Genomic DNA, 26917 nt, shown 5'->3' with positions numbered 1-26917 from the left:
ATGACCGTCCGCAAGAACCAGGCGAGCCTGACCACCGACGAGAAGCGCCGCCTTGTCGCCGCGCTCGTGGAACTCAAGCGCAGTGGCCGCTACGACGCGTTCGTCACGACCCACAACGCCTTCATCATCGGTGACACCGACAACGGGGAGCGGACAGGCCACCGTTCGCCGTCCTTCCTGCCCTGGCACCGCAGATTCCTCATAGAGTTCGAGCAGGCGCTGCAGTCGGTGGACGCCTCAGTGGCGCTGCCGTACTGGGACTGGAGCACCGACCGTTCCCCGCGCTCCTCGCTGTGGGCTCCCGACTTCCTGGGCGGCACCGGGCGCAGCCTGGACGGCCGGGTGATGGACGGGCCGTTCGCCGCCTCCACCGGCGACTGGCCGATCACCGTACGCGTCGACGGGCGGACGTACCTGCGCCGCTCGCTCGCCGGCGGCACCCGAGAGCTGCCCACCCGCGCCGAAGTGGACTCCGTGCTGGCCATGTCCACCTACGACATGGCGCCGTGGAACAGCGGCTCGGACGGGTTCCGCAACCACCTCGAAGGCTGGCGGGGCGTCAACCTGCACAACCGGGTGCACGTCTGGGTGGGCGGTCAGATGGGCACCGGCGTCTCCCCCAACGACCCCGTCTTCTGGCTGCACCACGCCTACATCGACAAGCTCTGGGCCGAGTGGCAGAGCCGGCACCCGGACTCCGGCTATCTGCCGACGGCAGGGACGCCCAACGTGGTCGATCTCAACGAGACCATGAAGCCGTGGAACGACGTCCGACCGGCGGACATGCTGGATCACACGGCCTACTACACGTTCGACACCGTCTGACCGCGGACAGGCGCGGTCCCGGTGGCCCGTCCAGGCTGACGGACCACCGGGACCGTCCAGACTGACGCGCCACCAGGACCGCCGGGGTCGTCCCGCCTCACGGGCCATGGGGACCCTCGCTCCCTCCGGCGATTCCCTCCGGCGAAAAGGGCAGGCGCCCACGGGCAGGGGCGGCAACACTTGGCGCGTGCTGATCATGGATGCCGTTCTCGAGACGTACGAGGCCGCCGACTTCGCCCTGTGGCCCGTCGCCGATCCGCCCGCGGAGCGCCTGCTCACCCTCTCCGGCGATCTGTCACCGCTGGAGGTCGGAACCGCGGTGGCAGCGCTGGCCTGCTACAACGACGCTCCCGGTGAGCACCGGTCGCCCGAGAGCGGCGTCGAACTGCTCCACCGCCTGGCCTCGGCCGAAACCGTCATCGCCCCCGGCGGCCTCCGCATCCGCGACACCACGACCGGGGTCACCGTGGAGCCGGGCTGCTGTTTCGGTCTGGAGAACTGGCGGGACTGGCTCGGCCTCCTCGACGGCGAGGAGCCCTGGCTCGGCCACGACCCGACGCCTGGTGTCGAGTACGCGGGCCCGCTCGTACGGCTGTGGCCGGATGCGGAGCGGCTTCCGCCCGGTCCCGCCATCGAACTGCCGCTGACCGACCTTCCGGGACTGCTCACCTCCGTGCGCGCCCACCTCACCGGTTTCCTGGGCCTCGTCGAGCAGTGGGCCGCCCCTGACGTGCCCGCCGCGCTCACGGCCCGCCTCGTCGCGAAGCTCGACGAGTCCCTGACCGCCACCGCGCCGCTCGGCGCCGCCGGGTAGATCAAGAAGCGCCACGAAGAAAATCCGGCGAAGCTGTCACAGTCGGCACGGCTGTCCTGTCATGCCTGGTGAGCAGGACGGTGACCGAAGCTCTGGTGGGCAGAGAGGCCGTCCTTCGTTCTTGGCAGGATCAGGTACGCAGGGAAGGTGTGATTGGCATGAAGATCGCCGTGATCGGTGGCACCGGGCTCATCGGGTCGCAGGTCGTCGAAATGTTGCGGGCGGGCGGGCATCAGGCGGTGCCGTACTCGCTGTCGAACGGGGTGGATCTCCTCACCGGGGAGGGCCTGAACGAGGCGCTGGAGGGCGCCGACGTCGTCGTGAATCTGACGAATTCGCCGACCTTCGACGACGCGTCCGCGGCCTTCTTCCGGACGAGCATGGACAACCTGGTGGCAGCAGCCGACCGCGCGGGGGTCGGCCACGCGGTGATCCTCTCCATCGTCGGCGCCGACCAGGTGCCCGACCTGGCCTACTACCGCGCCAAGGTCCTCCAGGAGGACATCCTCAAGGCCGGCCCCGTACCATACTCGATCGTCCGCGCCACGCAGTTCTTCGAGTTCATGGACGCGGTGCTGTCGTGGACGGCCGACGAGAACACCGTTCGGCTGCCCGCCACCCCCGTGCAGCCGATGGCGGCGGCCGATGTCGCCCGCGCCGTCTCCGACGTCAGCGTGGGCAGTCCGCTGCACGGCACCCGCAACGTCGCCGGACCCGAGGTCTTCCCGCTCGACGAACTGGGCCGGATCACCCTCGCCGCCCAGGACGACCACCGCACCGTCGTCACCGACGCCGGCGCCGGCATGTTCGCCGCCGTGCCCGGCAAGGCCCTCATCGCCGAGGAGGACGCTGTCATCGCGCCCACCGACTACCGGAAGTGGCTGGAGCGTCAGCCCCGCTCAGCGGACTGACGTCGCGACGTCGGCGGGCCCGTACGGCGCGATCGATCCCCGCGTCGTACGGGCCGCTCATCCGGACATCGGCTCAGTCCGTGACGGACAGCGCGGCGATCTTGGCCGGGTTGAACACCCACAGCAGTTGGCCGATGCCCTCGGCCGAGGCGTCGACGGTGAGCACGGCGAACACAGTGCCGTCGCGGCGCAGCAGCGCTGACGCCTCCCCGTTCGTGCTCAACCACTGCACGTCGACGCCGACCCAGAACCAGTCCGCGACCGCCATGAGGAACTTCGCCACCCGCACAGCTCCCACCACCGGCCGACGGGAGACCCGCACGGCGCCGTTGCCGTCGGAGTAGCTGGTCACGTCCGCCGCGAAGAGCTGCTCCAGGGCGGCCAGGTCGCCGGAGCGGGCGGCCGAGATGAACGCGGTCAGCAGTCTCCGCTGCTCGGTTACGGTCACGGGGGTCCGCCGCTCGCCGGTCACGCGTCTGCGGGCCCGGCTGACCATCTGGCGGGCCGCCGCCTCGCTGGACCGGAGGATGTCGGCGATCTGCGGGTACGGATAGTCGAACGCCTCTCGCAGCACGTACGCGGCACGTTCGTTGGGTGAGAGCTTCTCCATCAGGATCAGCACCGCGACCTCCAGGGCGTTGCCCCGCTCGGCGCCCAGGTACGGATCGGCGCTGGTGTCGACGGGCTCGGGAAGCCAGGGTCCGATGTACGTCTCGCGGCGCACCCGCGCGGACTGAAGTGCGTTGATGGACAGCCGCGTTGTCGTCGTCGCCAGGAACGCGGCCGGGTTGGTCACCGTGGTGCGGTCATAGTTCTGCCACCGCAGCCATACTTCCTGCACCAGGTCCTCGGCCTCGGTGGCGCTGCTCAGCATGCGGTACGCGATCCCGAACAGACGTGGCCGGACGCGAGTGAAGATCACCGCGGCCTGTTCGAGATCCTCCGGTCCGACGGACGCGAGATCCGGATCGGTGCTCTCTTCCACGTTCGCCCCCGTCCGGGCCATGTCGCGCAGGGTGCTGACCACTCATTCTCCGCACGGAACGGGGCTACGCGCCGCTCGTCTCGGCCGTACGGCACTCCGGGTGGCCCCAGCCCTGCGGGTTCTTGGCGATGGTCTCGCCCGCGGCGTAGGAGCGGCCGCAGAGGCAACGGCCGGGGAACTTCGCCTTGAGGGTGCGCGTCGACGTGCCCTGCCGGGGCGTCTTGGAGGGGGCGCGGCGGCGCGTGGCAGCGGGCGCCGGGGCGTCGGGGGCGGCCGGCGGCTGCGGGGAGCCGAGGTCGCTGCCCGCGGGCTGCTGGACGATCGCCGCCTGGCTGGCGGCACGGTCGGCGAAGTCGTTGAGGCGGTCCCCGTCGACCTGGTGCGCGGGCACGTAGCGGAACTCGACGGTGCGGCCGGCGAGGAGTTCATCGATACGGACGACGAGCTCCTGGTTGGCGACGGGCTTTCCTGCGGCCGTCTTCCAGCCCTTGCGCTTCCAGCCGGGCAGCCACGTGGTGACCGCCTTCATCGCGTACTGCGAGTCCATGCGGATCTCGAGCGGTACGTCCGGGGCGATCGCCGTCAACAGGCGCTCCAGCGCGGTGAGTTCGGCGACGTTGTTCGTCGCCGTGCCCAGCGGGCCGGCTTCCCAGCGGGTGGGGGTCTCCTCGCCGTCGGCGACGACCCAGGCCCAGCCGGCAGGTCCCGGGTTTCCCTTCGAAGCCCCGTCGCAGGCGGCCACAACACGTTCAGGCATGACCCTGATCATGCCACGGTCCGGCCGTGGTCCCCGCACGGGGCGAGGGCCCTGGCCGGACCGGGCACACCGTGCGCCGAACCGCCCCGCGCCCCGGCGTGGTTGACGTGATCCACGCCGGCGGGCGGTCCCGTGGCTACCGGCCCTGGCCGCCGGTGAACGGAGACGGGATCCGTCCCTGCCCGGCGTCCGCACCCAGCAGCCGTACGCCCAGGGAGGTCGCCATGTGCAGGACGTACTTGCCGTCGCGGTGGCTGGCGACCAGTCCGCCGTCGCGCAGGACGCCGATCTGGTAGCTGGCGCTCGGCAGCGCGATCCCCACGGCGCGCGCCACCTCGGAGGTCGTCCGCGCGCTTCGGCCCGCCACCTCGGTCAGTACGGCGGCCCGGGTGCGGCCCAGCAGGCGTTCCAGCCCGCCCTCGGAGCCGGGCGCAACCGTAAGGGGTGTCTTCGCGACCGGGTAGACCAGCACCGGGTCGAGGCCCGGGTCCGCCAGCGCGGTGGGCCGGCCGAAGCAGAAGTACGAGGGCACGAGCAGCAGGCCGCGCCCTTCCAGGTGGAGGTCGCGTTCGGTGGGGTAGTCGACTTCGAGCACCGGGGCGTTCCAGCGCGCCAGCGGGGCCAGCCCCTCCAGCAGCGCCTGGGTGCCGCCGTCGAGGAGGGCGTGCGAGCGCACTCCGACATCGTTGCCGACCGCGGCGCGGATGTGCGGCCAGTACGGCTCCAGCAGGGACCGGAAGTAGACGCCGAGGGCGTTGGCCAGGGACTTGAGGCTGTCGCTGCCGGGCCTGCCCAGGGTGGTGGTCCAGTTCGGGACCCGGCGGGCCTCGGCCAGCCGGGTCATCTCGTGGACGAGCTGCGTTCGCGGGGTGCGGCGAATCTGGTCCAGGCCCTCGTGCAGACCGTCGCCGGTGACCGGTGGCGTGAGGAAGTCGGGGATGTACCCGGAGGCGGGGATGAGCGCCCGCAGGGGGCGCAGGGCGCGTCCCGCGACGGAATCCCGGGAGAGCCGGTCGAAGGCCGAGCGGCGCCATTGGCCGAATTCGAGCGGTCCTTGTCCTGTTTCCAACCGGCAGACACTGCACATCAGTTCCCACAGGGGATCCGGTTGCCGGGCCATGCGAATGTTCTGAAGATCGTTCGAGGTGAAGTGAATGCGGAGCATGCGGCCTCTTTCGCTCGCAATCCTCGTGGGGGGTTACAGCCGTGCGGAATTACCGCGACCACAGAGAAAGACGAGCATGGCATGCCCACGGTTGCGCTCCATGATCGCCCCACGTGGCACGGCAAAGCGCGGTGAATCCCCGGGCGAGGGGATTCACCGCGCTCCGCCGGTTTCAGGAGACCTCGGTCGCCTTGGGCATGTCTCCCTCGGTCGTGGTGATGTCGATGACGGAGAACGCCGCACCCTGTGGGTCGCTCAGTGCCGCGAACCGGCCGAAGGGGCTGTCCATGGGACCGAAGCGGACCACGGCGCCGCGGTCGGTCGCCTTCGCCACCGCCGCGTCGCAGTCCTCGACGGCGAAGTACACGTTGACGTACGGCGGAACCTCGGGCGGGAAGTCACCCGTCAGCTTCATCCGGCCCAGGACCGTGTCCTCGCCGAGGTTGTACATCCGGTAGTCGATCGCGTCGTCTTCCATCTGCTTGGCGCTGTACCCGAAGACGGCGGGGAAGAAGGCGTCCGCCTTCTCGGGCTCACGGGTGTAGATCTCGGCCCAGGAGTAGGCGCCCGGCACACCCTGCGCCTCGAAGCCCTCGTGGACGCCCGCCTGCCACACGCCGAAGGCGACGCCGCCCGGGTCGAGGGCCAGCAGCATGGAGCCGAAGTCGCCGACCTTCATCGGCTCCATCAGCACCTGGCCGCCGTTGTCCCGGATCTTCGCCGCGGTGGCGGCGACGTCCCGCGAGGCCAGGTACAGGCACCAGGCGGACTGGCTCTCCTGCCCTGGCATCGGCGGGACGACGGCGGCGACGGCCTTGCCGTTCGCGTAGGCCTGCGTGTAGTTGCCGAACTCCGACGACGCCTCGCCGAAGGTCCAGCCGAGCACGTCACCGTAGAAACTCTTGGCCCCCTCGACATCGCTGAACATCGCGTCGGCCCAACACGGCGTTCCCTCAGCTCGTACAGCCATGGCGTTCGACTCTCTCTCCGCTTCGACGGACGGGGTGCGCCTGCCACGCTAGCCAGGCTTCGGCCGCACCGCGCGCCGAGCGGTGCACCTGCACCAGACTGGAATCCGGGGCTTCGAAGTCGTCGACGGGACGGGGCTGAGGATGCGCGCGTGGGTGGTGGCCGAGCCGGGCCCGGTCGGGCGAGAGCCGCTGCGGTTCGTCGAGAAGCCGCTTCCCTCGCCGCGGCCCGACGAGCTTCTCGTGCATGTCCGCACGTGCGGGGTGTGCCGCACCGACCTGCACGTCAGTGAGGGCGACCTGCCCGTTCACCGCCCCGGCGTGACGCCCGGCCACGAGGTCGTGGGTGAGGTGGCGGCGGTGGGCCCGGCGGTCAGCGGCTTCGCGGTCGGGGACCGGGTGGGCGTCGCCTGGCTGCGCCGTACCTGCGGGACGTGCGCGTACTGCCTGCGCGGGGCCGAGAACCTCTGCCCCGCGTCGGAGTACACCGGCTGGGACGCCGACGGCGGATACGCGCAGTACACGACCGTGGCCGCGGATTTCGCCTACCGACTGCCGGACGACGTCGACGAGGTGACCCTGGCGCCGCTGCTGTGCGCGGGCGTCATCGGCTACCGGGCGCTGCGACGGGCCGCGCTGCCACCGGGCGGGCGGCTCGGGCTGTACGGCTTCGGCGGCAGCGCCCATCTGTGCGCGCAGCTGGCGCTCGCGGAGGGCGCCACCGTGCACGTGCTGACGCGGGACACGGCCGCGCGGCGGCTGGCACTGGACCTCGGCGCCGCCTCCGCCCGTGGGGCCTACGACGCACCTCCCGAACCGCTGGACAGCGCGATCCTGTTCGCTCCGGTCGGGGACCTCGTTCCCGTCGCACTGCGGGCGCTCGACCGGGGCGGCGTGCTGTCCGTGGCCGGGATCCATCTCAGCGACACACCACCGCTGCACTACGAGACCGAACTGTTCTACGAGAAGGAGCTGCGCAGCGTCACCTCCAACACCCGCGAGGACGGGCGGGAGTACCTGCGGCTCGCGGCGCTGCACGGCGTACGCGCCACGACGCACACCTACCCGCTCTCCCGCGCCCCGCAGGCCCTGCAAGACCTCAAGGCCGGCCGCTTCGAGGGGGCGGCGGTGCTGGTGAACGACCTGCCGCCGCTGCACTGACCACGCCGCCGCGCGGGTGCGGGCCCGCCGCCCGCGTGCGTGGATGGACCCAGGCGTGTGGTGCGGTGGAGGTGGCATGTCGGGCCGAGGCGGTGACGACACTGCGGGTGCGCGGGCGCCGCTGGATCCGGTGGACGATGCCGTCGAGTCGATCGGCACCGGGCTGGACGAGCGGACCACGTGCGCCGAGCTGACCGCGTTCGTGTGCCGGCATGTGTGCGACGCCGCCGCCGTGGATCTGCTGCCCGAGGACGTCCCGGCCGACCTGCACCCGCCCGACCCCGCACTGTCGCGCGTCGCCGCTGCCGGGCGCAGCGAGCTGCTGACGCCCTGGAGTACGCACGGCGCGCGGCCGCTGTCCGTGCGGGCGCTGGACGAGGGGCATCCCATCACCGCCTCGCTCGACCTGTCCGGCCGTGTCGCCCGCCAGGTCATGACGGTTCCGCTGCTGGCGCACGGCCGGCTGTACGGGGTGCTCCTGGCGGTCCGGCACGGCACGCCGTTCACCCCCCGGGACACGTCCATCACTCACTACGCGGCCCGGCTCGCCGCCGTCCACCTGGGCCATGCGCGGCTGCACAGTGCCGTACGCAGCACCGTGCTGGACCTTCAGCGGGCGCTCCTGGCGGAGCCGGGGAGGCCCCATCCGAACCTCACGCTCGCGACCCGGTACCTGCCGGCCGGCGGCGGAACGCTCGTCGGCGGGGACTGGTTCGAGACCGTGAGGCTGCACTTCGGGCGGACCCTGCTGGTGGTGGGCGATGTCATGGGGCACGGTCTGGACGCGGCGGTGGACATGAACGCCTACCGCTCGATGCTGCGCTACGTCGCATCGACGGACCTGCCGCCGCACCGGGTGCTGCGGCGCCTGGACGCCGCCGTGTCAGAGGACGGCACGCGGCGCCCGGCCACCTGTCTGCTGGTGCGGGTCGATCCGGCGCGCGGCACGGTCTCGCTGGCCGGCGCCGGACATCTGCCGCCGGTCGTGTTCGCCGGGGACGGCACCGGTGAGCTGGTGGATCTGCCGGTCGGGCCCCCGCTGGGCACAGGTGTGGGCGGCTACGAAGCGACCACCCGCACGCTCACCCCTGACGACACCCTGGTGATGTTCACCGACGGACTCGTGGAACGGCGCGGGGAGGACATCGACGTCTCGCTGGCACGACTGGCCGGGCTGCGGCTGCCGCCCGGAGCGGGCGTCGACGAGCTGCTCGACCGGCTCCTCGACCGGCTCGGCGCACACCGTGCCGAGGACGACGTCGCGGTGCTGGCGGCCCGCATCCACCGGCGGCCCGGAGCGTGAGGCGCGGGGCCGGGCGAATCACAGCTCCCAGTCGGACTCGATCTGCCGGAGCCGGTCCTGGGCCTCGGCGGGCGACGCGCGGCGGCGGTCCAGGACCAGATAGAGGTAGATGCCCTGCAGCTTGCGCCGGGTGATGGGGCGGATGAGGTGGTACTCGCCGGTCAGCGTCACCAGGATGTCCTCCAGGCTGTCGACCGGATAGCCGAGGACGGTCAGGGCGTGCAGTTTGGCCCGTACGACATCGGTATCCACCTCTCCCGCCTTGTGCAGGTCGAAGCCGCTCATTCCGCCGCGTACGCCCAGGGTCACGCGGCTGAGATAGTCCACGACGGCGGCGCCGAGCGCTCCGTCGATCGTCATCGCCGCGTCGAGCGCTCGCTGTGTCGGATCCACTTGCGCACCTCCCGGCGGGACCCGGGCCTCGGCCGGAGCGAGGACGGGGTGCCGCTCTCATGCGTGGCACTGGTCCCCCGTGCGGGTGACGTCCGCCAGGGCTTCGTCCAGTGTGGTTGAAGGGTGGAGCAGGTCCAAGGTGCCGTGCGCGCGCAGCAGGCGCAGCATGCCCGGGTCGCACAGCAGGCCGAACGCGGCATCGGCCTCGACGACGCGGCGGCGGAAGCGCAGGACCATGCCCAGGCCGGTGCTGTCGATGAAGGTGACCGCCCGCAGGTCGACGACGTAGCCGGGCGCGCGCAGCGCGGCGACCGAGTCGATCCAGGGGCGTACGGGGAGGGTGGCGGCGAGGTCGACGTCGCCGTGCAGTGCCACGACCAGCAACGCGTCCGCCGCGTACAGCTGGGCGTGGTCGCCGGGCGGGGACCAGGACATCCCGGTGACCCGCTCCAGGGCGTGCTCGCTCAATCTGGTGGTTCCGTCCCGTTTCCGTGCGCGGCGCGCAGGCATGCGGAGCCGTGCGCGGTGTGGTCACCACGGGTCCGGAGGTGCCAGGCAGCCCGTCCCGGAGCGGGCTCGTGCGGCGATCGGCACCCCCGCACCGCACGAGCCCGTTCCGGAACTCCCCCTGAGCGGCTCCCCCTTGAACCGTGGGCTGCTTCTGTTCTACCTTCGCCACATGGTCGGGAGATCAACGCCCGCTCACCAGCGCAACAACGTGTGGGCGGCACCGGGACCGGGCGGTGAGCGATGCGGACTCACCTCGCGTTGATCGAGGACGATCCCGACTTCGCACTGATGTGCCGTTCCTATCTGGAGCGTGCGGGTTTCACCGTCACCTGGGCGATCGACGCCCGCGCCGGGAAGGCCGTGATGCACGAGGGCGGCATCGATCTGGCCGTACTCGATCTGGGGCTGCCGGACGGCAGCGGGCTGGACCTGCTGCGGGCGCTGCGCTCCACCAGCCGTCTGCCGGTGATCGTCGTCACCGGGCGCGGCGAGGAGGCGGACCGGGTGGCGGGTCTGGAGATCGGCGCGGACGACTATCTCGTCAAGCCCTTCTCGCAGCGCGAGCTGGTGGCCCGGATCCGTGCGGTGCTGCGCCGTTCGCAGCCGCCGGAGATCGCGGAGATTCTCGAAGTGGGCGGGCTGCGCGTCGACACCGCGGCCCGCCGGGCCGATGTCGGGGGCGCGGTGCTGACGCTGCGCCCCAAGGAGTACGCGCTGCTGGAGCTGCTGGCCCGCTCACCCGGCCGGGTCTTCTCCTCCGAGCAGATCCTGGAGCAGATCTGGGGAGTGTCCTGGCAGCCGCCGGCGACCGTCGTCGAGCACGTCTACCGGCTGCGCGGCAAACTCACCGACCTGTCCACGCCCGCGCCGCGCATCACCACGGTGCGCGGCTACGGGTACCGACTCGATCCCTGAGGGCCGCCATGTCCGCGAGCATCCCCCCACCCGCCCCGGACTTCCGGCGCCTGTTCGACTCGACACTCTCCCCGCTGCTGATCCTGACGCCCGACTTCACCATCGTGGAGGTCAACCGCGCCTACCTGACCGCCACGCGCACACAGCGCGGCATCGTCGGGCGCCGCCTGTTCGAGGTGTTCCCGGACAACCCTGAGGACCCCGCGGCCGACGGCGTACGGAATCTGCGCCGCTCGCTGGAGACCGTGATCTCCACCGGGCGCACGGACACGATGGCCCTCCAGCGCTACGACATCCCCACGGACGAGGAGGGCGGCTTCGCCGAGCGCTACTGGAGTCCGGTCAACTCGCCGGTGCTGGACGGTGACGGCCAGGTGTCGCACATCATCCACCGCGTGGAGGACGTCACCGACTTCGTGCGGCTGCGCCAGGCCGGGCGCGACCACGAGCGGGCGGTCGCCGAGGCGCAGACCCGCGCGGAGGGCATGGAGATCGACCTCTTCGTCCGCGCCCGGGAGATCCGTGAGGTGAACGAGCAGCTCAGCCGCGCCAACGTCGAACTCGACGAGACGGGGCGTCAGTTGAGGGAGGAGCAGCAGGCCAAGGACCGGTTCATCGCCACGCTCTCGCACGAGCTGCGCAATCCGCTCGCCGCGGCCACCGCCGCCACCGAGCTGCTCGCCCTCGACCTGCCGGACGGGCACCCGGCGCTCTCCGTCCTGGAACGGCAGCTCGGCACGCTGGCGCGGATGAGCAACGACCTCCTGGACGGGACCAGGGCCCTGACAGGACGTCTGGAGCTGGTGCGGGAGCGGGCCGACCTGCGGACCGTCGTGGACAGTGCCTGCGCGGACCTCCGCCGCCTGTTCGACCAGCAGCAGCGGACCCTGGTCGTCGGCCTGCCCGCCGATCCGGTACTCGTCGACGGTGACCGGCTGCGGCTGGCCCAGGTGCTGACGAACCTGCTGTCCAACGCGCTCAAGTACACGCTGCCGGGTGGCCGCGCGGCGGCGCGTCTTTCGACGGCGGACGGACAGGCCCGGCTCACTGTCGAGGACGACGGCATCGGCTTCGATCCGGCCCAGGCCGATGAGCTGTTCGGCGTCTTCATGCGGGCGGCGCCCGCGGGTCCCAGCACCCCCGAGGGACTGGGCCTCGGCCTGTCCGTCGTACGGACCATCGTCGAACTCCATGGCGGGCGCATCGACGCGCACAGCCGGGGACCGGGCACCGGCGCCTCGTTCACCGTCCTGCTCCCCCTGGCCGCCACCGACGTACCCCCGCCCCGGCTGCCTTCCGCCGCCCGGCGCGCCCCACGCCAGCTCGCCATCCTGATCGTCGAGGACAACACGGACCTGGCCACCACCTACCGCGCCCTGCTGGAGCGGCAGGGGCACCACGTCACCGCCGTCCACACCGGCGCCGACGCGCTGACTGCCACCGAGTCCCATCTCTTCGACGTCGTCCTGTGCGACCTCGGCCTGCCGGACATCGACGGCTACCAGGTCGCCCGCGAGATCCGCTCCCGCCCCCACGGCGCCAAGGTCCGCCTCATCGCGGTCTCCGGCTTCAGCCGCGGCAGCGACCACGGCCAGTCCCGCGCGGCCGGCTTCGACACGCACCTCGCCAAGCCGCTCCCCCTGGCGGAGTTGCTGGAGCTGCTGGCGGAGGACACCGGGCAACGGTGAGGCCCGCGCCGGTTCGGTGCCGGGGCTGGGCATCCGCACGCGTGGCCGACACGGGTCTTCCGCCTTGTACCCGGCTGTGCTTGCCTGGGGAACCCTTTCGGCGGGCGGGGCGGGAGTTGCTGCATGCGGAAGCCGTGGATCGTGGGGGTGTTGTTGGCCGGGCTGTTGCTCGGCGCGTGCGGGGACCCGGCCTCGGGGCCCGAGGCCTCGCCGCCCACTCCCGCGGCGCCAGGGGTTTCGCGGTCCCCGTCGACGACCACGCATCAACGGCCGCCCGCCTCCGCGGACACCAAGGGCATCGCGGCGAAGGCCCCCACCGTGCTCTACCTCGGGGACTCCCTCGCCATGGAGAACCAGAAGGTCCTCGGGAAGTTGCTGCGGGACCGGCTGCACGCGCGGTACACGAGCGCCCCGTACTCGGGCACCACTCTGTGCGACTACCTGGAGGGCACCGCGACGAGGTCGCTGGTCCCGCCCGCGGACAAGGCGGCCGCCCTGGTGCGCTCGCTCCAGCCGGACTTCGTGGTGCTCCAGTTCTGGGGCAACTCCTGGGGCTACACGCCCTGCATGGACGGGATCACCTACTCGGCGAACCAGCACCGCTACTTCTCGCGCTACACCGCCGACATGAAGAAGCTGACCGAGCAGATCTCGGAGGCGGGCGGTGCGAAGCGGCCCCGGATCGTGTGGGTGCTGCAAGGGCCTGACCCGATCACCCCCGACCGCGTGCGCCGTGTGAACGCGCTCTACGAAGTGCGGGCCGGGGCCTCCGGCGACCTGTTGGCCGATGCCGGCAAGGCGGTCAGCCCCGCCGCGGCCCGCTACACCTGGGCCCAGTACCTGCCGTGCACCGCGTACGAGCACGCACACTCCGCCTACTGCACCCAGCCGGGCCGCGACCGCACGACCCTGCACCGCGACGACGACTACCTGCACTTCTGTCTCGGACCCACCACATCCACGCCCAAGCCGTGCGCGGTGCGCTCCCCCGGCATTCTGCGCATCACACGGGAGATCACCCGGGCGATCGCCGACCACGTTCGCTGACCGATCCCAAAGCGACTGCGTGCAAGGCCCGTTCGGCACGAGCCAGGAGTCTCTCGGCCCCTGCCGGGCGCTTCCTGTCCGCGTCACCGTGGAACCACCAGGACGTCCGGGGAGGCAGTCATGACCGAACTCGCCGCCCACAAGATCGTGGTGGGCATCGACGGCACCGAGGCGTCCGTGGCCGCCCTGCGCTGGGCGACACGGCAGGCCCACGCCCTGCATGCGGACGTCGTCGCCGTCCACGCCTGGGACCCCACGGCGCGCCACCTCGCCGCCTACGCCCCGGTCGCGGCGCACCCGACGGACGCGGAGCAGCGCGACGAGGCGGCACACCTGCTCGCCTCGACACTGCGCGCGGTGTTCGGGACCCGGATCGACGGCGCCGTACGTGCCGTACTGGCACAGGGTCCGCCCGCGCGGGTGCTGTTGAACCATGCCGACGGGGCGCTGCTGCTGGCGCTGGGACGCCGGTCGGACAAGCAGCGCGGGCTGCCTGCCCTGGGTGTCGTCGGCCGTGAGTGTCTGCGGCACGCATCCGTGCCGGTGGTCACGGTGCCCGCCGTGGACCGGTCGACGGCGTCGCTCCGGGAGGCCGACGCAAACGTATTGGCCGGTCAAACGGGGCCTCTGCTAGCTTCCCGCCATGGCTGATCCGACCGTTGCGCAGAGGGACCTGGCAAGCTCTGTCCTGCCCGAATGGGACGGCCGGCGCGAGGACCGGCCGGAGGACGGGCGATGAAACTGTCCGTCACCATCCACCAAGTGCGCCTCGGCGCAGCGGAGTTCAAGGTCATCCGCCCCGCTCGCCCCCTGGTCCGCGCCGTGCTCGTCGACCACGACCGACACCTGGACGCCTGTCTCGATCAGGACGCCGCACAGCGGATCGGCGCTTTGTGGACGCTCGCCGCCTCGTCCCCGCGGGCACTGATCCACATGCCGATGCGCGGCAACAAGGGCCCGGAGCGGGAGCTTCCGGAGGACGGCACGCGTCGGCTCGATCTCGTGCTGCTGCACCACTCGCTGCAGTTCGCTCCCTCGCGCTGGAAGGAAGTCCGCGGGCGCCTCGGCCGGGGCCGTCCGGGGACCGTGACGCTGCCCGACCCCGGGCACATCGGCGAAGCCGTGATCGACCACGAGGCACGGCACTACCGGGAGAACCGGGACCTCTTCCACCAGCACGTCCACGCGGAGACTCTGTTCATGACCGGCAGCGCGAAGGTGTTCAGGGAGACCGCCCGGCACTTCCTCGACGTGGCCCGGAACGGTCCAGGCCACGTCCCCGTCCATCCGAACTACCCGCACTTCTGCACGGAGTTCCACTCCAACGACGGCGTTCTCGGCGACGCACGCGAGATCCACATCGAGTACTGCGACCAGTGGCGCTCATGATCCGACGGCCCGGGCCCGCCGCCCAGGACGGACGACCTCGGCCTCCCGTCACGACTCCTTGACGGACAGCACGTCGTGCCGCTGCTCGCCGAGAACGACCTTGAGCGCCCCGGTGTCCGCCGCCGCGCCGAAGACGTCGTAGGCCTCCTCCATCCGGTCCATCGGGAACGTGTGGGTGACCAGGGACGACGCGGGCAGTCGGCCCGCGGCCATCATGCGCAGCAGGGTCGGCGTCGAGTACGTGTCGACGAGTCCGGTGGTGATGGTGACGTTCTTGATCCAGAGGTCTTCGAGGTGCAGTACGGCGGGCTTGCCGTGCACGCCGATATTGGCCACGTGGCCGCCGGGCCGGACCATGCGCGTGCACATCTCGAAGCTGGCCGGCACCCCCACCGCTTCGAGGACCACGTCGGCTCCGAGCCCTTCGGTCAGGTCGGCGACCAACTGCTCGGCCTCCTCACCCGCGGCGGCCACCGCGTCGGCGCCGAGGTTCTTGGCGGCGTCGAGCCGGGGTGGGGCGAGGTCCACGGCGATGATCTTCTCGGGGCTGTAGAGCTGGGCCGTGGCGATCGCGGCAAGACCGATGGGCCCGGCCCCGACCACGGCGACGGTGTCTCCGGGCCGCACGTGCCCGTTGAGCACACCCACCTCGTAGGCGGTGGGGAAGATGTCGGCCAGCAGGACGGCGTCCCCGCTGTCCACCCCGCCGGGCAGCGGGTGCACGGACAGGTCGGCGTAGGGCACGCGGACGTACTCGGCCTGCGTGCCGTTGATCAGATGGCCGAGGATCCAGCCTCCGCCCCCGCGGCACTGCCCGTACGCGCTCTCCCGGCAGAAACGGCACCGGCCGCACGCCGTGATGCACGAGACCAGCACCCGGTCGCCGGGGCGGACGCCGCGAACATCGCTGCCCACCTCGACGACCTCGCCGACGGCTTCGTGCCCCAGCACCGTGCCGGGCCGTACGTCCGGCACATCGCCCTTGAGGATGTGCAGGTCCGTCCCGCAGATGGTGACGGCGTCGACGCGCACGATCGCGTCGGTCGCCTCCTGGATGCCGGGGTCCGCGACGCTCTCCCAGGCGGACTGCCCGGGGCCGTGGAAGACGAGTGCTTTCATGACGATCCCCTTCCCGAGGCTGGCGAATGCCGGTCGCGGAGGAATTCCGCGGCCGTGCGGCCACGAGGCAGGACGGTCCATTCATTCAACGAACCGCCGGTCCCGTCCGCCCGTCGGAGGCGGGACACCCGTGGGCGTCGCCGTCGCCGCCGGAGCAGGCTCGCACTTCCAGCTTGGCCCTGATGGCTGCCGCCCGCTTGGGCCGGCCGGCCCGCTGACGGGTCCGAAAGCCCCTTCCGGCCGGCCGGGCTCTGTTCGACCTGCCAGTCGGCCGCAACCGATGGGTGCCGCGCGCCGGGGCGTACGCCAGTCTGGTGACGGACACCTGTCCGCCCTTCCACCTGAACCTGGGAGGCGCGGAACCGGTCGATCCGCGGGGCCGGTCGCAGGGCCCGCGCCGGTGGAGGGGGAGAGCATGGCGTCCGTCACCTTCGACAGGGCAACACGGCACTTCGCGACGATGGACCGCCCGGCCGTCAGCGCGCTCGAACTGCAGGTCGCCGACGGGGAGTTCATGGTCCTGGTCGGCCCCTCCGGCTGCGGAAAATCCACCGCGCTGCGGATGCTCGCCGGACTGGAGCCCGTCGACTCCGGCGCGATCCTCATCGGCGACACGGACGTGACCCGTCGGCCGTCCAGGGACCGCGACGTCGCGATGGTGGTCCAGGACTACGCCCTCTATCCGCACCTGACGGCGGAGGACAACATCGGCTTCCCGCTGCTGGTCCAGAACGTGCCCAAGGACGCCGCGCAGTGGGCCGTCACCGACATCGTCGCCCTCCTCGACGCGCGTCACTACCTCGGCCGCAAGCCCAAGTCGCTCTCCGCCGGGCAGCGGCAGCGCGTGGCGACCGGCCGCGCCCTGGTCCGGGAGCCGCAGGCGTTGCTCATGGACGAACCGCTGTCCAACCTGGACGCCGGAGCGCGGGTGCGGACCCGCGCCCATATCGCCTCGCTCCAGCGGCTCTTCGGCATCACCACGCTCTACGTCACCCACGACCAGGCCGAGGCGCTGTCCCTGGGCGACCGTGTGGCCGTCCTCGACGACGGTGTGCTGCAACAGGTCGGCACCCCGAGAGAGGTGTACGCGTACCCCGCCAACGTCTTCGTCGCCGGCTTCATCGGATCGCCGCCGATGAACCTCCTCCGGCTGCCCCTCACCCTGGACGGCACCGCTCAACTGGGCGGCCTCTTCCTCCCGTTGCCCCGGCCCGCCCTGGAGGCCGCGCGCGCCGAACGCCTCACCGAGATCGTGCTGGGCATCCGTCCCGAGGAGTTCGACATCGTCTCCGTGGAAGACCGGGAGACACCGGGACTGGATCTCGTGATCGATGCCCTGGAGTACACCGGAGCCTCCCTCCACCTCCACACCGTCATCGGCGTCCACCGGGTAGGCCCGCGTCTCGTCGTCCGAGCCCCACAACGGGCGCCGTACGGCGAGGGGCACCGCATGCGCGTCACCGTGCACCCGGACGCCGTCCATGTCTTCTCCGGACGGACGGGGCTGCGCCTGCCGATCGACGGGGAGCCGGCCTGAACCGGAGCGGCATGCAGGCCCGTCGGCCCGTCGGCCCGCAGGAAGGTGCGTGGGGCAGGGCCGTCCAGACCCGGTTGGGGCCGGACGGCCCCTACGACCCGAGCCGCCTGCTCCAGCAGGCTGAGTTCATCCACATTCCCGGCAGCACGACCGGCCCGGGAGAGGAGGTCCTCATGTCTGTCACCTCGCTCGACTCGTCGGCACTGGAGAAGATGATCTCGGCCGCCATCGCGGCACCCTCGATGCACAACACACAGCCCTGGCACTTCCGCTTCGACCCCGAGCTGTTGACGCTGGAGATCCACGCCGCCGCCGAGCGGGCTCTGCCCAGCGAGGACCCGCACGGCCGGGCGCTGCACATCGCGGCGGGCGCGGCCCTGGTCAACCTGCGGATCGCGGTCACTCATCTCGGCTGGAAACCGGTGGCCCGGCTGCTCCCGAATGCCCACCGGCCCGATCTGCTGGTCACCGTGCGCATCACTCCGAGTGCGTCGCTCGCCACGGTCCACAGTCCCGATCTGTACGACGCGATCTGGCGCAGGCGCAGCAGCCGGTTCCCCTTCGCCGAGCGGCGTGTCCCCACGGCGGTCATGCAGGAGCTCGCCGAGGCCGCACACATGGAAGGCGCCGCGCTGACCGTGCCGGACCCGCACGAGACGGCCCGTCTGTTGCGGGTGACCGCCACGGCGGAACGCCGCAATCACGCCGACCCGGACCGCAGTGTCGAGAGCCGACGCTGGACGGGACGGGACGTGGGGGAGGACACCGGCATCCCGTCGTCGGCCTTCGGACCGCAGGACGCCTTCGAGCAGGTCCCGATGCGTGATTTCGGCGCGCGCCGTTCCCTGGAGCAGCTGCCGTCCCGGCCGTTCGAGCGCACGCCCACGCTGGCGGTGCTCACCACGGCCCACGACCGGCGCATGGACTGGCTGCGCGCGGGCCAGGCGCTCCAGTCCGTCCTGCTTGTCGCGACGACCCAGGGGCTGCGCACCTCGTTGCTGCACCAGGCTCTGGAGTGGCCGGACCTCCGCGACCGGCTGCGACCGGAGACAGCCCCCTTCGACCACGTCCAGCTCATCGTCCGGCTCGGCTACGGCCCCGACGGGCCCGCCACGCCCCGCCGTGCACCGCATCTCCTCCTGGACGCCGAAGAGGCCGCCCCGTCCGCCCGGCCCTGACCCGGGCACCCGAAACCATCGGCGCCCGCCGCAGCCCGGCCCCAAGGGCTGAGCGCGCCCCCGGGCGCACTGTGGGCGTACTCCGACCCAGCGGGAACTGCTGCGCCGCGACAGCGCGTACACGGCGCCGCACAGCGGCCAGCTCGCCTGATCCGCGCGGGACGAGAGCGGGCCGGCCGCCATACCGGCCCGCTATTCGCCCGCGTGGGCCTTCTCCAGGGCGGCGAGGTCCAGCTTGGACATCTGGAACATCGCCTTGCTCGTGCGGGCCGCCTTCTCCGGGTCCGGGTCGCTGACCAGATCCATGAGCCTGGCCGGGATGACCTGCCAGGAGAGACCGAACTTGTCCTTGAGCCAGCCGCAGGGGCCTGCTTCGCCACCGTCCTCGGTGAGCTTGTTCCAGTAGAAGTCCACCTCCGCCTGGTCCTCGCAGTAGATCTGGAAGGAGACGGCCTCGTCGAAGGTGAACTCCGGGCCGCCGTTCAGGGCCACGAACTTGTGCCCGTTGGCCACGAACTCCACGGCCATCACGGAACCGGCGGGGCGGGGTCCGGCCTCGGTGTAGCGGCCGACCCGGCCCAGCTTGGAGTTCTTGAAGATCGACACGTAGTAGTGGGCGGCTTCCTCGGCCTGTTCGTCGAACCACAGACAGGTGGTGAATCCGTCGGCGGGCATGGGTACCTCCTCGGGTCGGGAACGTCGTCTGCTCTGTGGACCGGTCCCCGGCCGGAAACTCATCGGTGACAGGTCAGGACTTGGCAGCGAGGCGGGCCGCGAAGGCGGCGATGTCGGCGACGACGCGCTCCGGCTCCTCCCAGTGCACGACATGCCCAGCGCCCTCGTAGGTGAGCAGCCGTGCTCCGTGGACGGCGTCCAGGATGATCTGCTGGTCCGCACGGGGCAGGAATGCGTCCTGGTCGCCCCAGAGGAGGAGGGTCGGCACCAGGATGCCCGCGAGGGTCGCGCGCAGGTCGGTCTCCAGCAGTCCGCGGACGGTCTCCTGCCAGACGTACGCGGGAAGCTTGAGCCCTTCCTCGACCATGGTCTCGATGAATCCGCGGGCGACCGGGCGGCTCACCATGCCGTCCAGGAACCCCTCGACGAACTCGCGCGGCACGGGGTCGGAGAGGCCCTGGACGGTCTCCCCCACGGCGGTCACCGCCGGCTTGTCGGCGAGGGTGGCGGGGACGCCGATCAGCACCAGCCCGGAGATCCGGTCGGGGTGGCTGCCCGCGACGATCCGCGCAGTCACGCCGCCGCTGGACGATCCGGCGAGGAGCGTGCGGCGGATGCCGACGGTGTCGAGGAAGGCCACGAGATCGGCGGCGAAGTCCTCGGGCGTATAGCCGTCGGGAGGGCGGTCGGCGTCGCCGTGGCCGCGCTGGGTGGGGGCGAAGCCGTGCAGAGATGCCGGGAGCTGTCTCAGGAGCGGCTCGAAGGACCACCAGGAGTCCGCCAGCCCGTGCACGAAGACGACGGGCGTGCCCTCGGGGTAGCCCGCCTCGGCGTAAGGGAGGGTGAGCCCGTCCCGCAGCACCGCGGTTTTCAGGGCGATCACGGTCATGGCAGCCTGCCTCCTCCGCTCGGCCGCCCGGGTTCCGTGCGCCGGGGATGCGCGCGGCGATCACTTCCGACAGTACCGAGCACCGCGGGTCGGCGCAGAACGGACGGCCCGGGCCGTCCGAGGCCGGGGGCGCGGTGTCCGGCCGGGGGGGTGCAGGGGGTCGCAGACGCGGTGGTCAAAAAATACCGGAGCCACCGAACGCCCCGCAGTTAGCATGCGCGGACATGACATCTGCAGACGCCTCAGGCATTCATCCGTTCCGCATCGACTTCCCCGAGAGCGACCTCGACGATCTGCGCCACCGCCTCGACCGCACCCGCTGGCCGGACGCGCTGCCGGGCGTGGGCTGGGCCTATGGAATTCCGCGGGATCACCTCGAAGAGCTCGTACGGTATTGGCGGCACGAGTACGACTGGCGTGCGGCGGAGGCCCGGCTGAACCAATGGCCGCAGTTCACGACCGAAATCGATGGCACGCGGGTGCATTTCGCCCATGTGCGGTCCCCGGAACCGGATGCCACTCCCCTGATCATCACGCACGGCTGGCCGGGTTCGATCGTCGAATTCACCGATGTGGTCGGCCCGTTGACCGATCCGCGGGCTCACGGCGGGGATCCGGCCGACGCGTTCCATCTCGTCATCCCCAGCATTCCGGGATTCGGCCTCTCCGGCCCGACCCGGGAAACCGGGTGGGAATTCAAGCGCGTGGCCGCCGCGTTCGCCGAGCTGATGGAGCGCCTCGGCTATCACCGCTACGGGGCGCAGGGCGGGGACTGGGGCGGGGCCATCTCCCGTGAGCTGGGCCGGGCGTATCCCGACCGCGTCATCGGGGTCCATCTGAATCTGCTCCCCGACTCGGGCGCGACGACGGAGCCGACGCCCGCCGAACTGGCGGCGCTGAGCCCCGAAGAGCGCGAGCGCACGCTGCTGTCCTGGCAGCGGTTCCAGGAGTGGAACAAGAACGAGCGCGGGTACGCCGACATCCAGTTCACCCGCCCGCAGACACTCGCGTACGGGCTCACCGACTCGCCGGTCGGCCAACTTGCCTGGATCGCCGAGAAGTTCAGGCAATGGACGGACCCGCGGAAGAACAGCCCCGAGGACGCTGTCGACAGGGAACGGCTGTTGACCAACGTGATGCTGTACTGGCTGACGGGGACGGCCGGTTCGTCCGCGCGCATCTACTACGAGCGGGCGCATGCGGACTACTGGGGATCGCCGCCCGCCCCCTCGACCACGCCGACCGCCCTCGCCGTCTTCCCGCACGAGAACTTCGTGGCCCTGCGGCACATCGCGGACCGCACGAACACCATCGTGCAGTGGACGGAGTTCGACCGGGGCGGGCATTTCGCCGCGCTGGAGGAGCCGGAGCTGCTCGTCGCGGATGTGCGTGCCCTCTTCCGGAAGCTGCGCACGGCCGGCTGACTTCCCGCATTTCCGCGCCCCCAGTCCATGACGGCCTCTGCCCGTGGCGAATCTGCTGCGGGCCAAGAAGGCCCGGGTAGCGGCGCGTTCGGGCCGAGAGTGGAGAACGCGGCGACGGCAGCCGCACCACCACGAGGAGGACCGATGACTCCATTCATCACCGGCTGGGACCCGGGCCGCGCTCCGCGGGCCGAAGAGGGCGACACCCCGGCAACACGATTCGACGACCATCTGGCCGCGCAACTGCTCGCGCAGCGGATCGTCCTGCTCGGCACCCAGGTCGACGAGGTCTCCGCCAACCGGGTCTGCGCCCAGCTGCTCCTGCTGTCGGCGGAGGACTCGCGTACGGACATCAGCCTGTACATCAACAGTCCTGGCGGATCGGTGACCGCGGGGCTCGCGATCTACGACACGATGCGGCTGATCCCCAACGACGTCTCGACGCTCGTGATGGGGTTCGCGGCGAGCATGGGCCAGTTCCTGCTGAGCGTGGGAACGCACGGCAAGCGCTTCGCACTGCCGAACGCGCGGATCATGATGCACCAGCCGTCGGCCGGGATCGGCGGGAGCACCGCCGACATCGAAATCCAGGCGGAGAACCTGGAGTTCACCAAGAAGGCCATCGAGCGGATCACCGCGGAGCACACCGGCCAGAGCGAGGAGACGATCTCCCAGGACGGCGATCGCGACCGCTGGTTCACGGCCGAACAGGCCAGGGAGTACGGCATGGTGGACCGGGTCGTGGAGTCGCTCGACGATGTCCGCCCGGCCGCGTCACGACGACGGATGGGACTCTGACATGGGTTCGTACACGATTCCGAACGTCGTCGAGCGGACCCCGCAGGGCGAGCGGTCCTACGACGTCTTCAGCCGGCTGCTGTCCGAGCGGATCATCTTCCTCGGCACGGAGATCGACGACGGTGTCGCCAACGTCGTCATCGCGCAACTCCTCCATCTGGAGTCGTCGAACCCGGAGAGCGAGATCGCGATCTACATCAACTCGCCCGGCGGCTCGTTCACTTCGCTCATGGCGATCTACGACACGATGTCGTTCGTCCAGGCGCCGATCTCGACGTTCTGCGTCGGTCAGGCCGCCTCCACCGCGGCGGTGCTGCTGGCCGGGGGCGATCCCGGACGGCGGTTCGTGCTGGAGCACGCCCGGGTGCTGCTCGGCCAGCCGGCCAGTGGCGGACGGCAGGGCACGGTGTCTGACCTCAGCCTCCAGGCCAAGGAGATGCTGCGGATCCGCGCGCAGGTCGAGGAGGTCCTCTCCCGGCACACGCACCACGAAGCGAGCACCCTGCGCGCGGACATGGACCGCGACAAGGTCTTCACCGCACATGAGGCCGTGGCGTACGGGCTCGCCGACGAGGTGCTGAGCCGACGGCTGGCGACGGTGTGAACCCGGGCGCCCCAAGGCCCCCGGGTCCTGACCGGTCGCGGGCCGCTCAGGCCGCCAGGCACATCCCGTCGTAGCGCGATGCCGACGGGGCGCGCCCGCGGTCCGGACGCCGCACCCGGGCGAGCCGCGTGAGCTCGTCCTGGGCGAGCGAGAGCAGGTCGGGGAGGCCGAGACCGAGGGCGCGTGCGGCGGCCGCGAGGACTTCGGAGGAGGCCTCCTTGCGGCCGCGCTCCAGCTCGGAGAGGTACGGCATCGAGATCCGGGCCGCCTCGGCCACGTCCTTGAGGGTGCGCTCCTGGGCAAGGCGCTCACGCCGCAGGACGTCACCCACGAGGTCCCGCCACAGCGGCTCCTTCTCCGCGGGAGCCGGTGGCACCTGTCTCGGCGCGAGAACGGGCCGCGGGCGCTGCGGCGCGCGTGCCGGAGCGGTGGCCGGACTCGGCGCGGCTGCCGGGCGCAGGGGGATGACACGGGCTTCGTTCGGCACTTGGTTGCTCACCCCTTCAGCCTAGAAGCGCCAGGCCGGAGGGGAAGGCATCGGCGTTCCGCTCTGGGTGAAGTCCCGGTTCCCTGTTGCGGCGCCGGGCGCGCGGTCGGTGGTGCTACGGCTCGTACGGCGGCCGGGCGCTGTCCTGCGCCGGCAGGATCAGCGAAGCGTCGCGCCGACCATGTCACCCGCGTCCGGGCCCGCCTGGACGCGCACATCGCCGTTCGGTGCCCAGATCCCGGAGCCGCCCGACGTGGCCTCGTACGTCCCGCTGGGCCCGGCCGAGGTCGACAGCACCGCCCAGACGCCGTGGGCCAGGGCCCGCTCGCGCAGGTGACCGTCACGCCGGGCCGCCGAGGCGGGGCCCGGCCCGTAGAGCGTGCTGGCCACATAGGCGTCGATGCCCAGTGCCGCGGTGTCGGCGGCATGCTGGGGCACGGCGGCGTCGTAGCAGACGGCGAGGCCCAGCCGCCACCCGTCGACCACCATGACCTCGGGCTTCTCGCCCGGTGTGAAGCGGTCGAACTCCTCGCCGTGCAGCCACATCTTCCGGTACGCCACCCTGACGCCGTCGCCCGTGACGGCCAGGGTCGCGATGTATTCACGTCCGTCCTCCTCGCGCACAGGGGCTCCGACCAGCGCCGTCGCACCTGCCGTACGGCACGCGGCGACGAGCTCGGTCAGCCGGGGGTCGCCCGGCGCGACGGCCGGGGCGGCAAGGTCGTAGCCCGTCAAGGACAGCTCGGGGAAGACCACCAGACGCGCCTCCGCGCCGAGGACGGCCCGCGCGTGCGCGGCGGCGTTCGCGGCGACGTCCAGGTGGACGCATACGGGCTGGACGACGGCGACCGCGAGCGGTTGGCGCATGTGGCACTCCACGACGGACGGCCGGGTGCAGTGCGCGTCCACCCACGGGACACGCGCCGCGACCTGCCGCAACGAATGAGATCGCGGAGAATCTAACAGCCGTTCCGCCTGCCCCGGAGAGCCGGCTGCCCCTCAACAGCCAAGACACGCCGGGCAGCTGGAGCCGCACCGCCGACTGCACGGCTCCAGCACCGTCCCCCGGTTGCACGGCGAGAACTCCCGCTCCTCGCCGTCGAGGAGGACATGTGCGCGAGAAGTGCGGAGGGGAGTACCACTCCTCGCGCGCAGGGACGGCCGTCCTCGCCGAAGAACAGGACCAGGCAGCCGTCCCGCCCCATGGCCTTGACCGTACTCCGCGCAGCCGCGACAACTCCCCTTCCGGCAGCCGTAGGTTTGCACTGGTTTCGGTCTACTGCTCGGCGGTGACGGGGTCGTTCACCGCGGGGCTCGCGTCTGCCGGGTGCACGGTGGCGGCGATGCGGCCCGGTCCGCTCAGGAGGTGATCGTCGTGCAGGGGAACGCGGCGACCGACGAGCGTGGGGCGGGTGAGGGAGAGGAACCAGGCGTCGGCGGTGAGGGCGAAGCCCCGGGCGGCGGCCGCGCAGCGGCACGCGGTGAGACCTCCGGGATCGACGACCCAGCGGGGGCGGGCGAGGACGGTGACACTGCGGACCGACCGGCGACAGTCGGTGAGGTCGTCGGTCTGGAGCACCACGAGCCGCCGCGGGGAGACCACCGCGGGCAGCAGGTGGGTGATCGCGCTGGTCCGGGGGAGCAGGACGACCGGTTCGCCGTCCAGATGGATGAGGCCCACTAGTTCGATGTACGGGGCGCCGCGCCGGGTGACCGCCAGCCGTGCGGCCGGTGCGCGGGCCAGTACGTCGAGGCATTCCTGTTCGGTCAGTCGGCTTTCGTCCACGCTTCAGCCCTCCGCCGAGTGTCCGCGGTCCGCGAGCACGGACGGTCAACTGCATCCAGGGACTCTGCCGGGGTCCGGGGCGGGGCACTCCTCGGCCGGAGCGGGCTGCGGAACCCACCGGTCCAGGACGCCACTTTCACTTTTGTACGCGGTACGGGCGGTGGCAAGACGCCCATTCGGTCGTTGGTTCGTCGATGTCCGGGCCGGTCCGTGCCTCGCCGTCACAGGCCGGGGGTTGTCCCGGACGACCCCGGCCCGGTGTCGGTCGACGCCGACTGCGCCGTCGTATCGGAGGACACGTTGCCGGGCGGCGACGGCGGGTTCGCCGGCTCTGTAGTCGGGGGTTGCGGGGACAGGGACGTCGACCCGGACGGTGTCGGCGACGAGGAGGACGGGGACGGCGAGGTCGGCGGGCACGGGCTCCGCGAGCCGCTCGGTGTCGCCGCGGACGGCGTACCGGTGGGCGGGGACACGCACGGCGACGGGGAGTGCGGTGAAGGCGAACTCGGCGTCGGGGACGAGACGGTCACCGACGGGGAGGGCTGGTTCACCGGAGGACTGGTCTTCTGGTCGTGCTCACCGGTGTCGCCGTGATGGCGGGTGAACCAGTCGTCGTGGTCCGGGTCGTAGATCACGAACACGTTGATGACCGTCGTCGCGGGCGAGACGACCACGACGTTCTGCGGCCGGTACGACGCCCACGAGTCACCCGTCCGCTTCGGGGTGGTCTGCTGTGCGACCGGCGGCAGCAGCGGATTGCCGCAGGCGCAGCGCACCCGGGGCACACCGTGGCCGTCGACGAGGACGGCGGTGCCCGCCTGCAGGACCGCCTGGTAGCTGGTGGGGGCGCCGTTGCGGTAACCGTGGTTGGTGACACGGGTGTCCATGCGCAGTTGCACGGGGGTGAGCGAGCGCAGATAGGCGGGTACGGAGGCGGGCTGGATGCCCTCGACCGACGCGAACGCCTTGTTCTTCGCCGGGTCCGCCTGGAGTGCCCTGATCTGCTTCTCCACGTCGCAGCTGGCGACCTTGCGGGTGCCGCCGTAGAGGCCGGGCGCGGAACCGTCCACGCCGCGTGTCACGTTGGCGGAGTCGGATGAGCTCGTGGCGGCGGGGGTCACCGGTGCGGTGGAACTGTCGTTGGCCGTCGACTCGGTGAACGGGTCGGGCCCCGACTTGCTCGCGGACTGCAGGAAGACCTCGCTGCCCGCCTGCTTCGTGCCGCCGCCGTCGGAACGGGTGAGGACGACGCCCACAGTCACCGCGGCGACCAGGGCCGCGGTGATCAGCGCGACCCGCGGCGCCGATTTCCACCAGGGGCGGTCCGGCCCCTGGCCGGCGCCCTGGCCCGGTTCGCCCGGGCCGAGGGGACCGCTGGGCCCGGAGCCCGAACCCCCGGCCCCGCCCGATCCGCCCGCTCCGCCGCCGCTGTCGCCCGCGCCGGAGCTGCCGTCCGGTGGGCCCAGCGGGGCGCGGCCGCTCGGCTGCGTGGGGCTGGGTGGTGTCGGACTCGGCTGGGAGGGGCCTGACAGCGGGCCCGACGGTGGTCCTGTGGGGCGGCCGGATGACGGCGGTTCGACGCTCACGAG

Annotated in this window: 28 protein-coding genes; 15 read left to right on the top strand and 13 right to left on the bottom strand. The window is 71.6% G+C overall.

The window, feature by feature from the left end; translation table 11 throughout:
- The 3 genes from AB5J56_RS43400 (at position 1) to AB5J56_RS43390 (ending at position 2550) form a co-directional block, all read left to right on the top strand.
- Positions 1-825, top strand: coding sequence for a tyrosinase family protein (locus AB5J56_RS43400; RefSeq protein WP_369241751.1), 825 nt, complete (start codon positions 1-3; stop codon positions 823-825).
- 196 nt (positions 826-1021) lie between these two features.
- On the top strand, positions 1022-1639 hold the full coding sequence (locus AB5J56_RS43395; RefSeq protein WP_369243137.1) for a hypothetical protein: 618 nt from the start codon (positions 1022-1024) through the stop codon (positions 1637-1639).
- A 158-nt stretch (positions 1640-1797) separates the two neighbouring features.
- A complete protein-coding gene (locus AB5J56_RS43390; RefSeq protein WP_369241749.1) occupies positions 1798-2550 on the top strand; it encodes an SDR family oxidoreductase in 753 nt (250 codons plus the stop codon).
- 73 nt (positions 2551-2623) lie between these two features.
- On the opposite strand, the gene AB5J56_RS43385 is transcribed toward AB5J56_RS43390, so the two are convergent.
- From AB5J56_RS43385 to AB5J56_RS43370, 4 genes are all read right to left on the bottom strand, one after another.
- On the bottom strand, positions 2624-3577 hold the full coding sequence (locus AB5J56_RS43385) for an RNA polymerase sigma-70 factor (RefSeq protein WP_369241748.1): 954 nt from the start codon (positions 3575-3577) through the stop codon (positions 2624-2626).
- A 22-nt stretch (positions 3578-3599) separates the two neighbouring features.
- Positions 3600-4304: a ribonuclease H gene (locus tag AB5J56_RS43380; RefSeq protein WP_369241746.1), complete on the bottom strand. Its 705-nt coding sequence runs from the start codon at positions 4302-4304 to the stop codon at positions 3600-3602.
- 124 nt (positions 4305-4428) lie between these two features.
- On the bottom strand, positions 4429-5457 hold the full coding sequence (locus tag AB5J56_RS43375) for a winged helix-turn-helix domain-containing protein (protein WP_369241744.1): 1029 nt from the start codon (positions 5455-5457) through the stop codon (positions 4429-4431).
- Positions 5458-5629: 172 nt separating this feature from the next.
- Complete coding sequence (locus AB5J56_RS43370; protein WP_369241742.1) at positions 5630-6427, bottom strand: VOC family protein; 798 nt, start codon at positions 6425-6427, stop codon at positions 5630-5632.
- A gap of 142 nt (positions 6428-6569) precedes the next feature.
- Between AB5J56_RS43370 and AB5J56_RS43365 the strand changes: the two genes are divergently transcribed.
- Positions 6570-7586 carry a zinc-binding alcohol dehydrogenase family protein gene (locus AB5J56_RS43365; RefSeq protein WP_369241740.1) on the top strand — a complete coding sequence of 339 codons (1017 nt, stop codon included), beginning with the start codon at positions 6570-6572 and terminating at the stop codon, positions 7584-7586.
- A 76-nt stretch (positions 7587-7662) separates the two neighbouring features.
- Positions 7663-8889 (top strand): PP2C family protein-serine/threonine phosphatase, encoded by a 1227-nt coding sequence (locus AB5J56_RS43360; RefSeq protein WP_369241738.1) that lies wholly within the window; start codon positions 7663-7665, stop codon positions 8887-8889.
- A gap of 18 nt (positions 8890-8907) precedes the next feature.
- On the opposite strand, the gene AB5J56_RS43355 is transcribed toward AB5J56_RS43360, so the two are convergent.
- Both AB5J56_RS43355 and AB5J56_RS43350 read right to left on the bottom strand, forming a co-directional pair.
- Entirely contained in the window at positions 8908-9282 is a 375-nt protein-coding gene (locus AB5J56_RS43355) for a hypothetical protein (protein WP_369241736.1), read from the bottom strand.
- A gap of 57 nt (positions 9283-9339) precedes the next feature.
- Positions 9340-9750 (bottom strand): STAS domain-containing protein, encoded by a 411-nt coding sequence (locus AB5J56_RS43350; RefSeq protein ID WP_369241734.1) that lies wholly within the window; start codon positions 9748-9750, stop codon positions 9340-9342.
- A 282-nt stretch (positions 9751-10032) separates the two neighbouring features.
- Between AB5J56_RS43350 and AB5J56_RS43345 the strand changes: the two genes are divergently transcribed.
- The 5 genes from AB5J56_RS43345 to AB5J56_RS43325 all read left to right on the top strand — a co-directional run bounded on the left by AB5J56_RS43345 (position 10033) and on the right by AB5J56_RS43325 (position 14831).
- Positions 10033-10707 carry a response regulator transcription factor gene (locus tag AB5J56_RS43345; protein WP_369241732.1) on the top strand — a complete coding sequence of 225 codons (675 nt, stop codon included), beginning with the start codon at positions 10033-10035 and terminating at the stop codon, positions 10705-10707.
- A gap of 8 nt (positions 10708-10715) precedes the next feature.
- On the top strand, positions 10716-12395 hold the full coding sequence (locus tag AB5J56_RS43340; RefSeq protein ID WP_369241730.1) for an ATP-binding protein: 1680 nt from the start codon (positions 10716-10718) through the stop codon (positions 12393-12395).
- Positions 12396-12518: 123 nt separating this feature from the next.
- Positions 12519-13442, top strand: a complete 924-nt coding sequence (locus tag AB5J56_RS43335; protein ID WP_369241728.1) for an SGNH/GDSL hydrolase family protein — start codon at positions 12519-12521, stop codon at positions 13440-13442.
- A gap of 120 nt (positions 13443-13562) precedes the next feature.
- A complete protein-coding gene (locus AB5J56_RS43330) occupies positions 13563-14093 on the top strand; it encodes a universal stress protein (protein WP_369241726.1) in 531 nt (176 codons plus the stop codon).
- A gap of 84 nt (positions 14094-14177) precedes the next feature.
- Positions 14178-14831 carry a hypothetical protein gene (locus tag AB5J56_RS43325; RefSeq protein WP_369241724.1) on the top strand — a complete coding sequence of 218 codons (654 nt, stop codon included), beginning with the start codon at positions 14178-14180 and terminating at the stop codon, positions 14829-14831.
- A gap of 48 nt (positions 14832-14879) precedes the next feature.
- Here the strand turns inward: AB5J56_RS43325 and AB5J56_RS43320 are convergent, their stop codons facing one another.
- Positions 14880-15950, bottom strand: coding sequence for a zinc-dependent alcohol dehydrogenase family protein (locus AB5J56_RS43320; RefSeq protein WP_369241722.1), 1071 nt, complete (start codon positions 15948-15950; stop codon positions 14880-14882).
- A 415-nt stretch (positions 15951-16365) separates the two neighbouring features.
- Here AB5J56_RS43320 and AB5J56_RS43315 point away from each other — a divergent pair, with 415 nt between their 5' ends.
- Both AB5J56_RS43315 and AB5J56_RS43310 read left to right on the top strand, forming a co-directional pair.
- A complete protein-coding gene (locus tag AB5J56_RS43315) occupies positions 16366-17487 on the top strand; it encodes an ABC transporter ATP-binding protein (RefSeq protein WP_369241720.1) in 1122 nt (373 codons plus the stop codon).
- A gap of 173 nt (positions 17488-17660) precedes the next feature.
- Positions 17661-18665: a nitroreductase family protein gene (locus AB5J56_RS43310; RefSeq protein ID WP_369241718.1), complete on the top strand. Its 1005-nt coding sequence runs from the start codon at positions 17661-17663 to the stop codon at positions 18663-18665.
- A 192-nt stretch (positions 18666-18857) separates the two neighbouring features.
- Here AB5J56_RS43310 and AB5J56_RS43305 read toward each other — a convergent pair whose 3' ends face one another.
- Entirely contained in the window at positions 18858-19340 is a 483-nt protein-coding gene (locus AB5J56_RS43305; protein WP_369241716.1) for a VOC family protein, read from the bottom strand.
- 73 nt (positions 19341-19413) lie between these two features.
- Complete coding sequence (locus AB5J56_RS43300) at positions 19414-20229, bottom strand: alpha/beta fold hydrolase (protein ID WP_369241714.1); 816 nt, start codon at positions 20227-20229, stop codon at positions 19414-19416.
- A 224-nt stretch (positions 20230-20453) separates the two neighbouring features.
- On the opposite strand from AB5J56_RS43300, the gene AB5J56_RS43295 reads away from it, so the two are divergent.
- The 3 genes from AB5J56_RS43295 (at position 20454) to AB5J56_RS43285 (ending at position 23055) form a co-directional block, all read left to right on the top strand.
- The gene (locus tag AB5J56_RS43295; RefSeq protein ID WP_369241712.1) at positions 20454-21653 is read left to right on the top strand and encodes an epoxide hydrolase family protein; all 1200 of its coding nucleotides are present in this window, start codon (positions 20454-20456) and stop codon (positions 21651-21653) included.
- 144 nt (positions 21654-21797) lie between these two features.
- Positions 21798-22451 (top strand): ATP-dependent Clp protease proteolytic subunit, encoded by a 654-nt coding sequence (locus AB5J56_RS43290; RefSeq protein ID WP_369241710.1) that lies wholly within the window; start codon positions 21798-21800, stop codon positions 22449-22451.
- 1 nt (position 22452) lies between these two features.
- Complete coding sequence (locus AB5J56_RS43285; RefSeq protein ID WP_369241708.1) at positions 22453-23055, top strand: ClpP family protease; 603 nt, start codon at positions 22453-22455, stop codon at positions 23053-23055.
- A 46-nt stretch (positions 23056-23101) separates the two neighbouring features.
- Here the strand turns inward: AB5J56_RS43285 and AB5J56_RS43280 are convergent, their stop codons facing one another.
- The 4 genes from AB5J56_RS43280 to AB5J56_RS43265 all read right to left on the bottom strand — a co-directional run bounded on the left by AB5J56_RS43280 (position 23102) and on the right by AB5J56_RS43265 (position 26914).
- Positions 23102-23554, bottom strand: coding sequence for a helix-turn-helix domain-containing protein (locus tag AB5J56_RS43280; RefSeq protein ID WP_369241706.1), 453 nt, complete (start codon positions 23552-23554; stop codon positions 23102-23104).
- 147 nt (positions 23555-23701) lie between these two features.
- Positions 23702-24409 carry a carbon-nitrogen hydrolase family protein gene (locus tag AB5J56_RS43275; protein WP_369241704.1) on the bottom strand — a complete coding sequence of 236 codons (708 nt, stop codon included), beginning with the start codon at positions 24407-24409 and terminating at the stop codon, positions 23702-23704.
- Between the two features lie 409 nt (positions 24410-24818).
- On the bottom strand, positions 24819-25328 hold the full coding sequence (locus tag AB5J56_RS43270) for a hypothetical protein (RefSeq protein ID WP_369241702.1): 510 nt from the start codon (positions 25326-25328) through the stop codon (positions 24819-24821).
- 221 nt (positions 25329-25549) lie between these two features.
- Complete coding sequence (locus AB5J56_RS43265; protein WP_369241700.1) at positions 25550-26914, bottom strand: DUF6777 domain-containing protein; 1365 nt, start codon at positions 26912-26914, stop codon at positions 25550-25552.
- Positions 26915-26917 lie beyond the last annotated feature (3 nt).

Source organism: Streptomyces sp. R21, assembly GCF_041051975.1.
Taxonomy (GTDB): Bacteria; Actinomycetota; Actinomycetes; order Streptomycetales; family Streptomycetaceae; genus Streptomyces.
The sequence above is the reverse complement of the archived record's forward strand: the minus strand, read 5'-3'. Positions and strand labels throughout refer to the sequence as shown.

Excerpts from the sequence above, each read along its gene's own strand:
- AB5J56_RS43285 (WP_369241708.1), top strand. The coding sequence starts at position 22,453 with ATGGGTTCGTACACGATTCCGAACGTCGTCGAGCGGACCCCGCAGGGC.
- AB5J56_RS43310 (WP_369241718.1), top strand. The coding sequence starts at position 17,661 with ATGTCTGTCACCTCGCTCGACTCGTCGGCACTGGAGAAGATGATCTCG.
- AB5J56_RS43395 (WP_369243137.1), top strand. The coding sequence starts at position 1,022 with ATGGATGCCGTTCTCGAGACGTACGAGGCCGCCGACTTCGCCCTGTGG.
- AB5J56_RS43380 (WP_369241746.1), bottom strand. The coding sequence starts at position 4,304 with ATGATCAGGGTCATGCCTGAACGTGTTGTGGCCGCCTGCGACGGGGCT.
- AB5J56_RS43300 (WP_369241714.1), bottom strand. The coding sequence starts at position 20,229 with ATGACCGTGATCGCCCTGAAAACCGCGGTGCTGCGGGACGGGCTCACC.
- AB5J56_RS43330 (WP_369241726.1), top strand. The coding sequence starts at position 13,563 with ATGACCGAACTCGCCGCCCACAAGATCGTGGTGGGCATCGACGGCACC.
- AB5J56_RS43345 (WP_369241732.1), top strand. The coding sequence starts at position 10,033 with ATGCGGACTCACCTCGCGTTGATCGAGGACGATCCCGACTTCGCACTG.
- AB5J56_RS43290 (WP_369241710.1), top strand. The coding sequence starts at position 21,798 with ATGACTCCATTCATCACCGGCTGGGACCCGGGCCGCGCTCCGCGGGCC.
- AB5J56_RS43390 (WP_369241749.1), top strand. The coding sequence starts at position 1,798 with ATGAAGATCGCCGTGATCGGTGGCACCGGGCTCATCGGGTCGCAGGTC.
- AB5J56_RS43320 (WP_369241722.1), bottom strand. The coding sequence starts at position 15,950 with ATGAAAGCACTCGTCTTCCACGGCCCCGGGCAGTCCGCCTGGGAGAGC.
- AB5J56_RS43315 (WP_369241720.1), top strand. The coding sequence starts at position 16,366 with ATGGCGTCCGTCACCTTCGACAGGGCAACACGGCACTTCGCGACGATG.
- AB5J56_RS43365 (WP_369241740.1), top strand. The coding sequence starts at position 6,570 with ATGCGCGCGTGGGTGGTGGCCGAGCCGGGCCCGGTCGGGCGAGAGCCG.
- AB5J56_RS43305 (WP_369241716.1), bottom strand. The coding sequence starts at position 19,340 with ATGCCCGCCGACGGATTCACCACCTGTCTGTGGTTCGACGAACAGGCC.
- AB5J56_RS43340 (WP_369241730.1), top strand. The coding sequence starts at position 10,716 with ATGTCCGCGAGCATCCCCCCACCCGCCCCGGACTTCCGGCGCCTGTTC.
- AB5J56_RS43295 (WP_369241712.1), top strand. The coding sequence starts at position 20,454 with ATGACATCTGCAGACGCCTCAGGCATTCATCCGTTCCGCATCGACTTC.
- AB5J56_RS43275 (WP_369241704.1), bottom strand. The coding sequence starts at position 24,409 with ATGCGCCAACCGCTCGCGGTCGCCGTCGTCCAGCCCGTATGCGTCCAC.
- AB5J56_RS43370 (WP_369241742.1), bottom strand. The coding sequence starts at position 6,427 with ATGGCTGTACGAGCTGAGGGAACGCCGTGTTGGGCCGACGCGATGTTC.
- AB5J56_RS43325 (WP_369241724.1), top strand. The coding sequence starts at position 14,178 with ATGAAACTGTCCGTCACCATCCACCAAGTGCGCCTCGGCGCAGCGGAG.
- AB5J56_RS43375 (WP_369241744.1), bottom strand. The coding sequence starts at position 5,457 with ATGCTCCGCATTCACTTCACCTCGAACGATCTTCAGAACATTCGCATG.
- AB5J56_RS43335 (WP_369241728.1), top strand. The coding sequence starts at position 12,519 with ATGCGGAAGCCGTGGATCGTGGGGGTGTTGTTGGCCGGGCTGTTGCTC.
- AB5J56_RS43400 (WP_369241751.1), top strand. The coding sequence starts at position 1 with ATGACCGTCCGCAAGAACCAGGCGAGCCTGACCACCGACGAGAAGCGC.
- AB5J56_RS43360 (WP_369241738.1), top strand. The coding sequence starts at position 7,663 with ATGTCGGGCCGAGGCGGTGACGACACTGCGGGTGCGCGGGCGCCGCTG.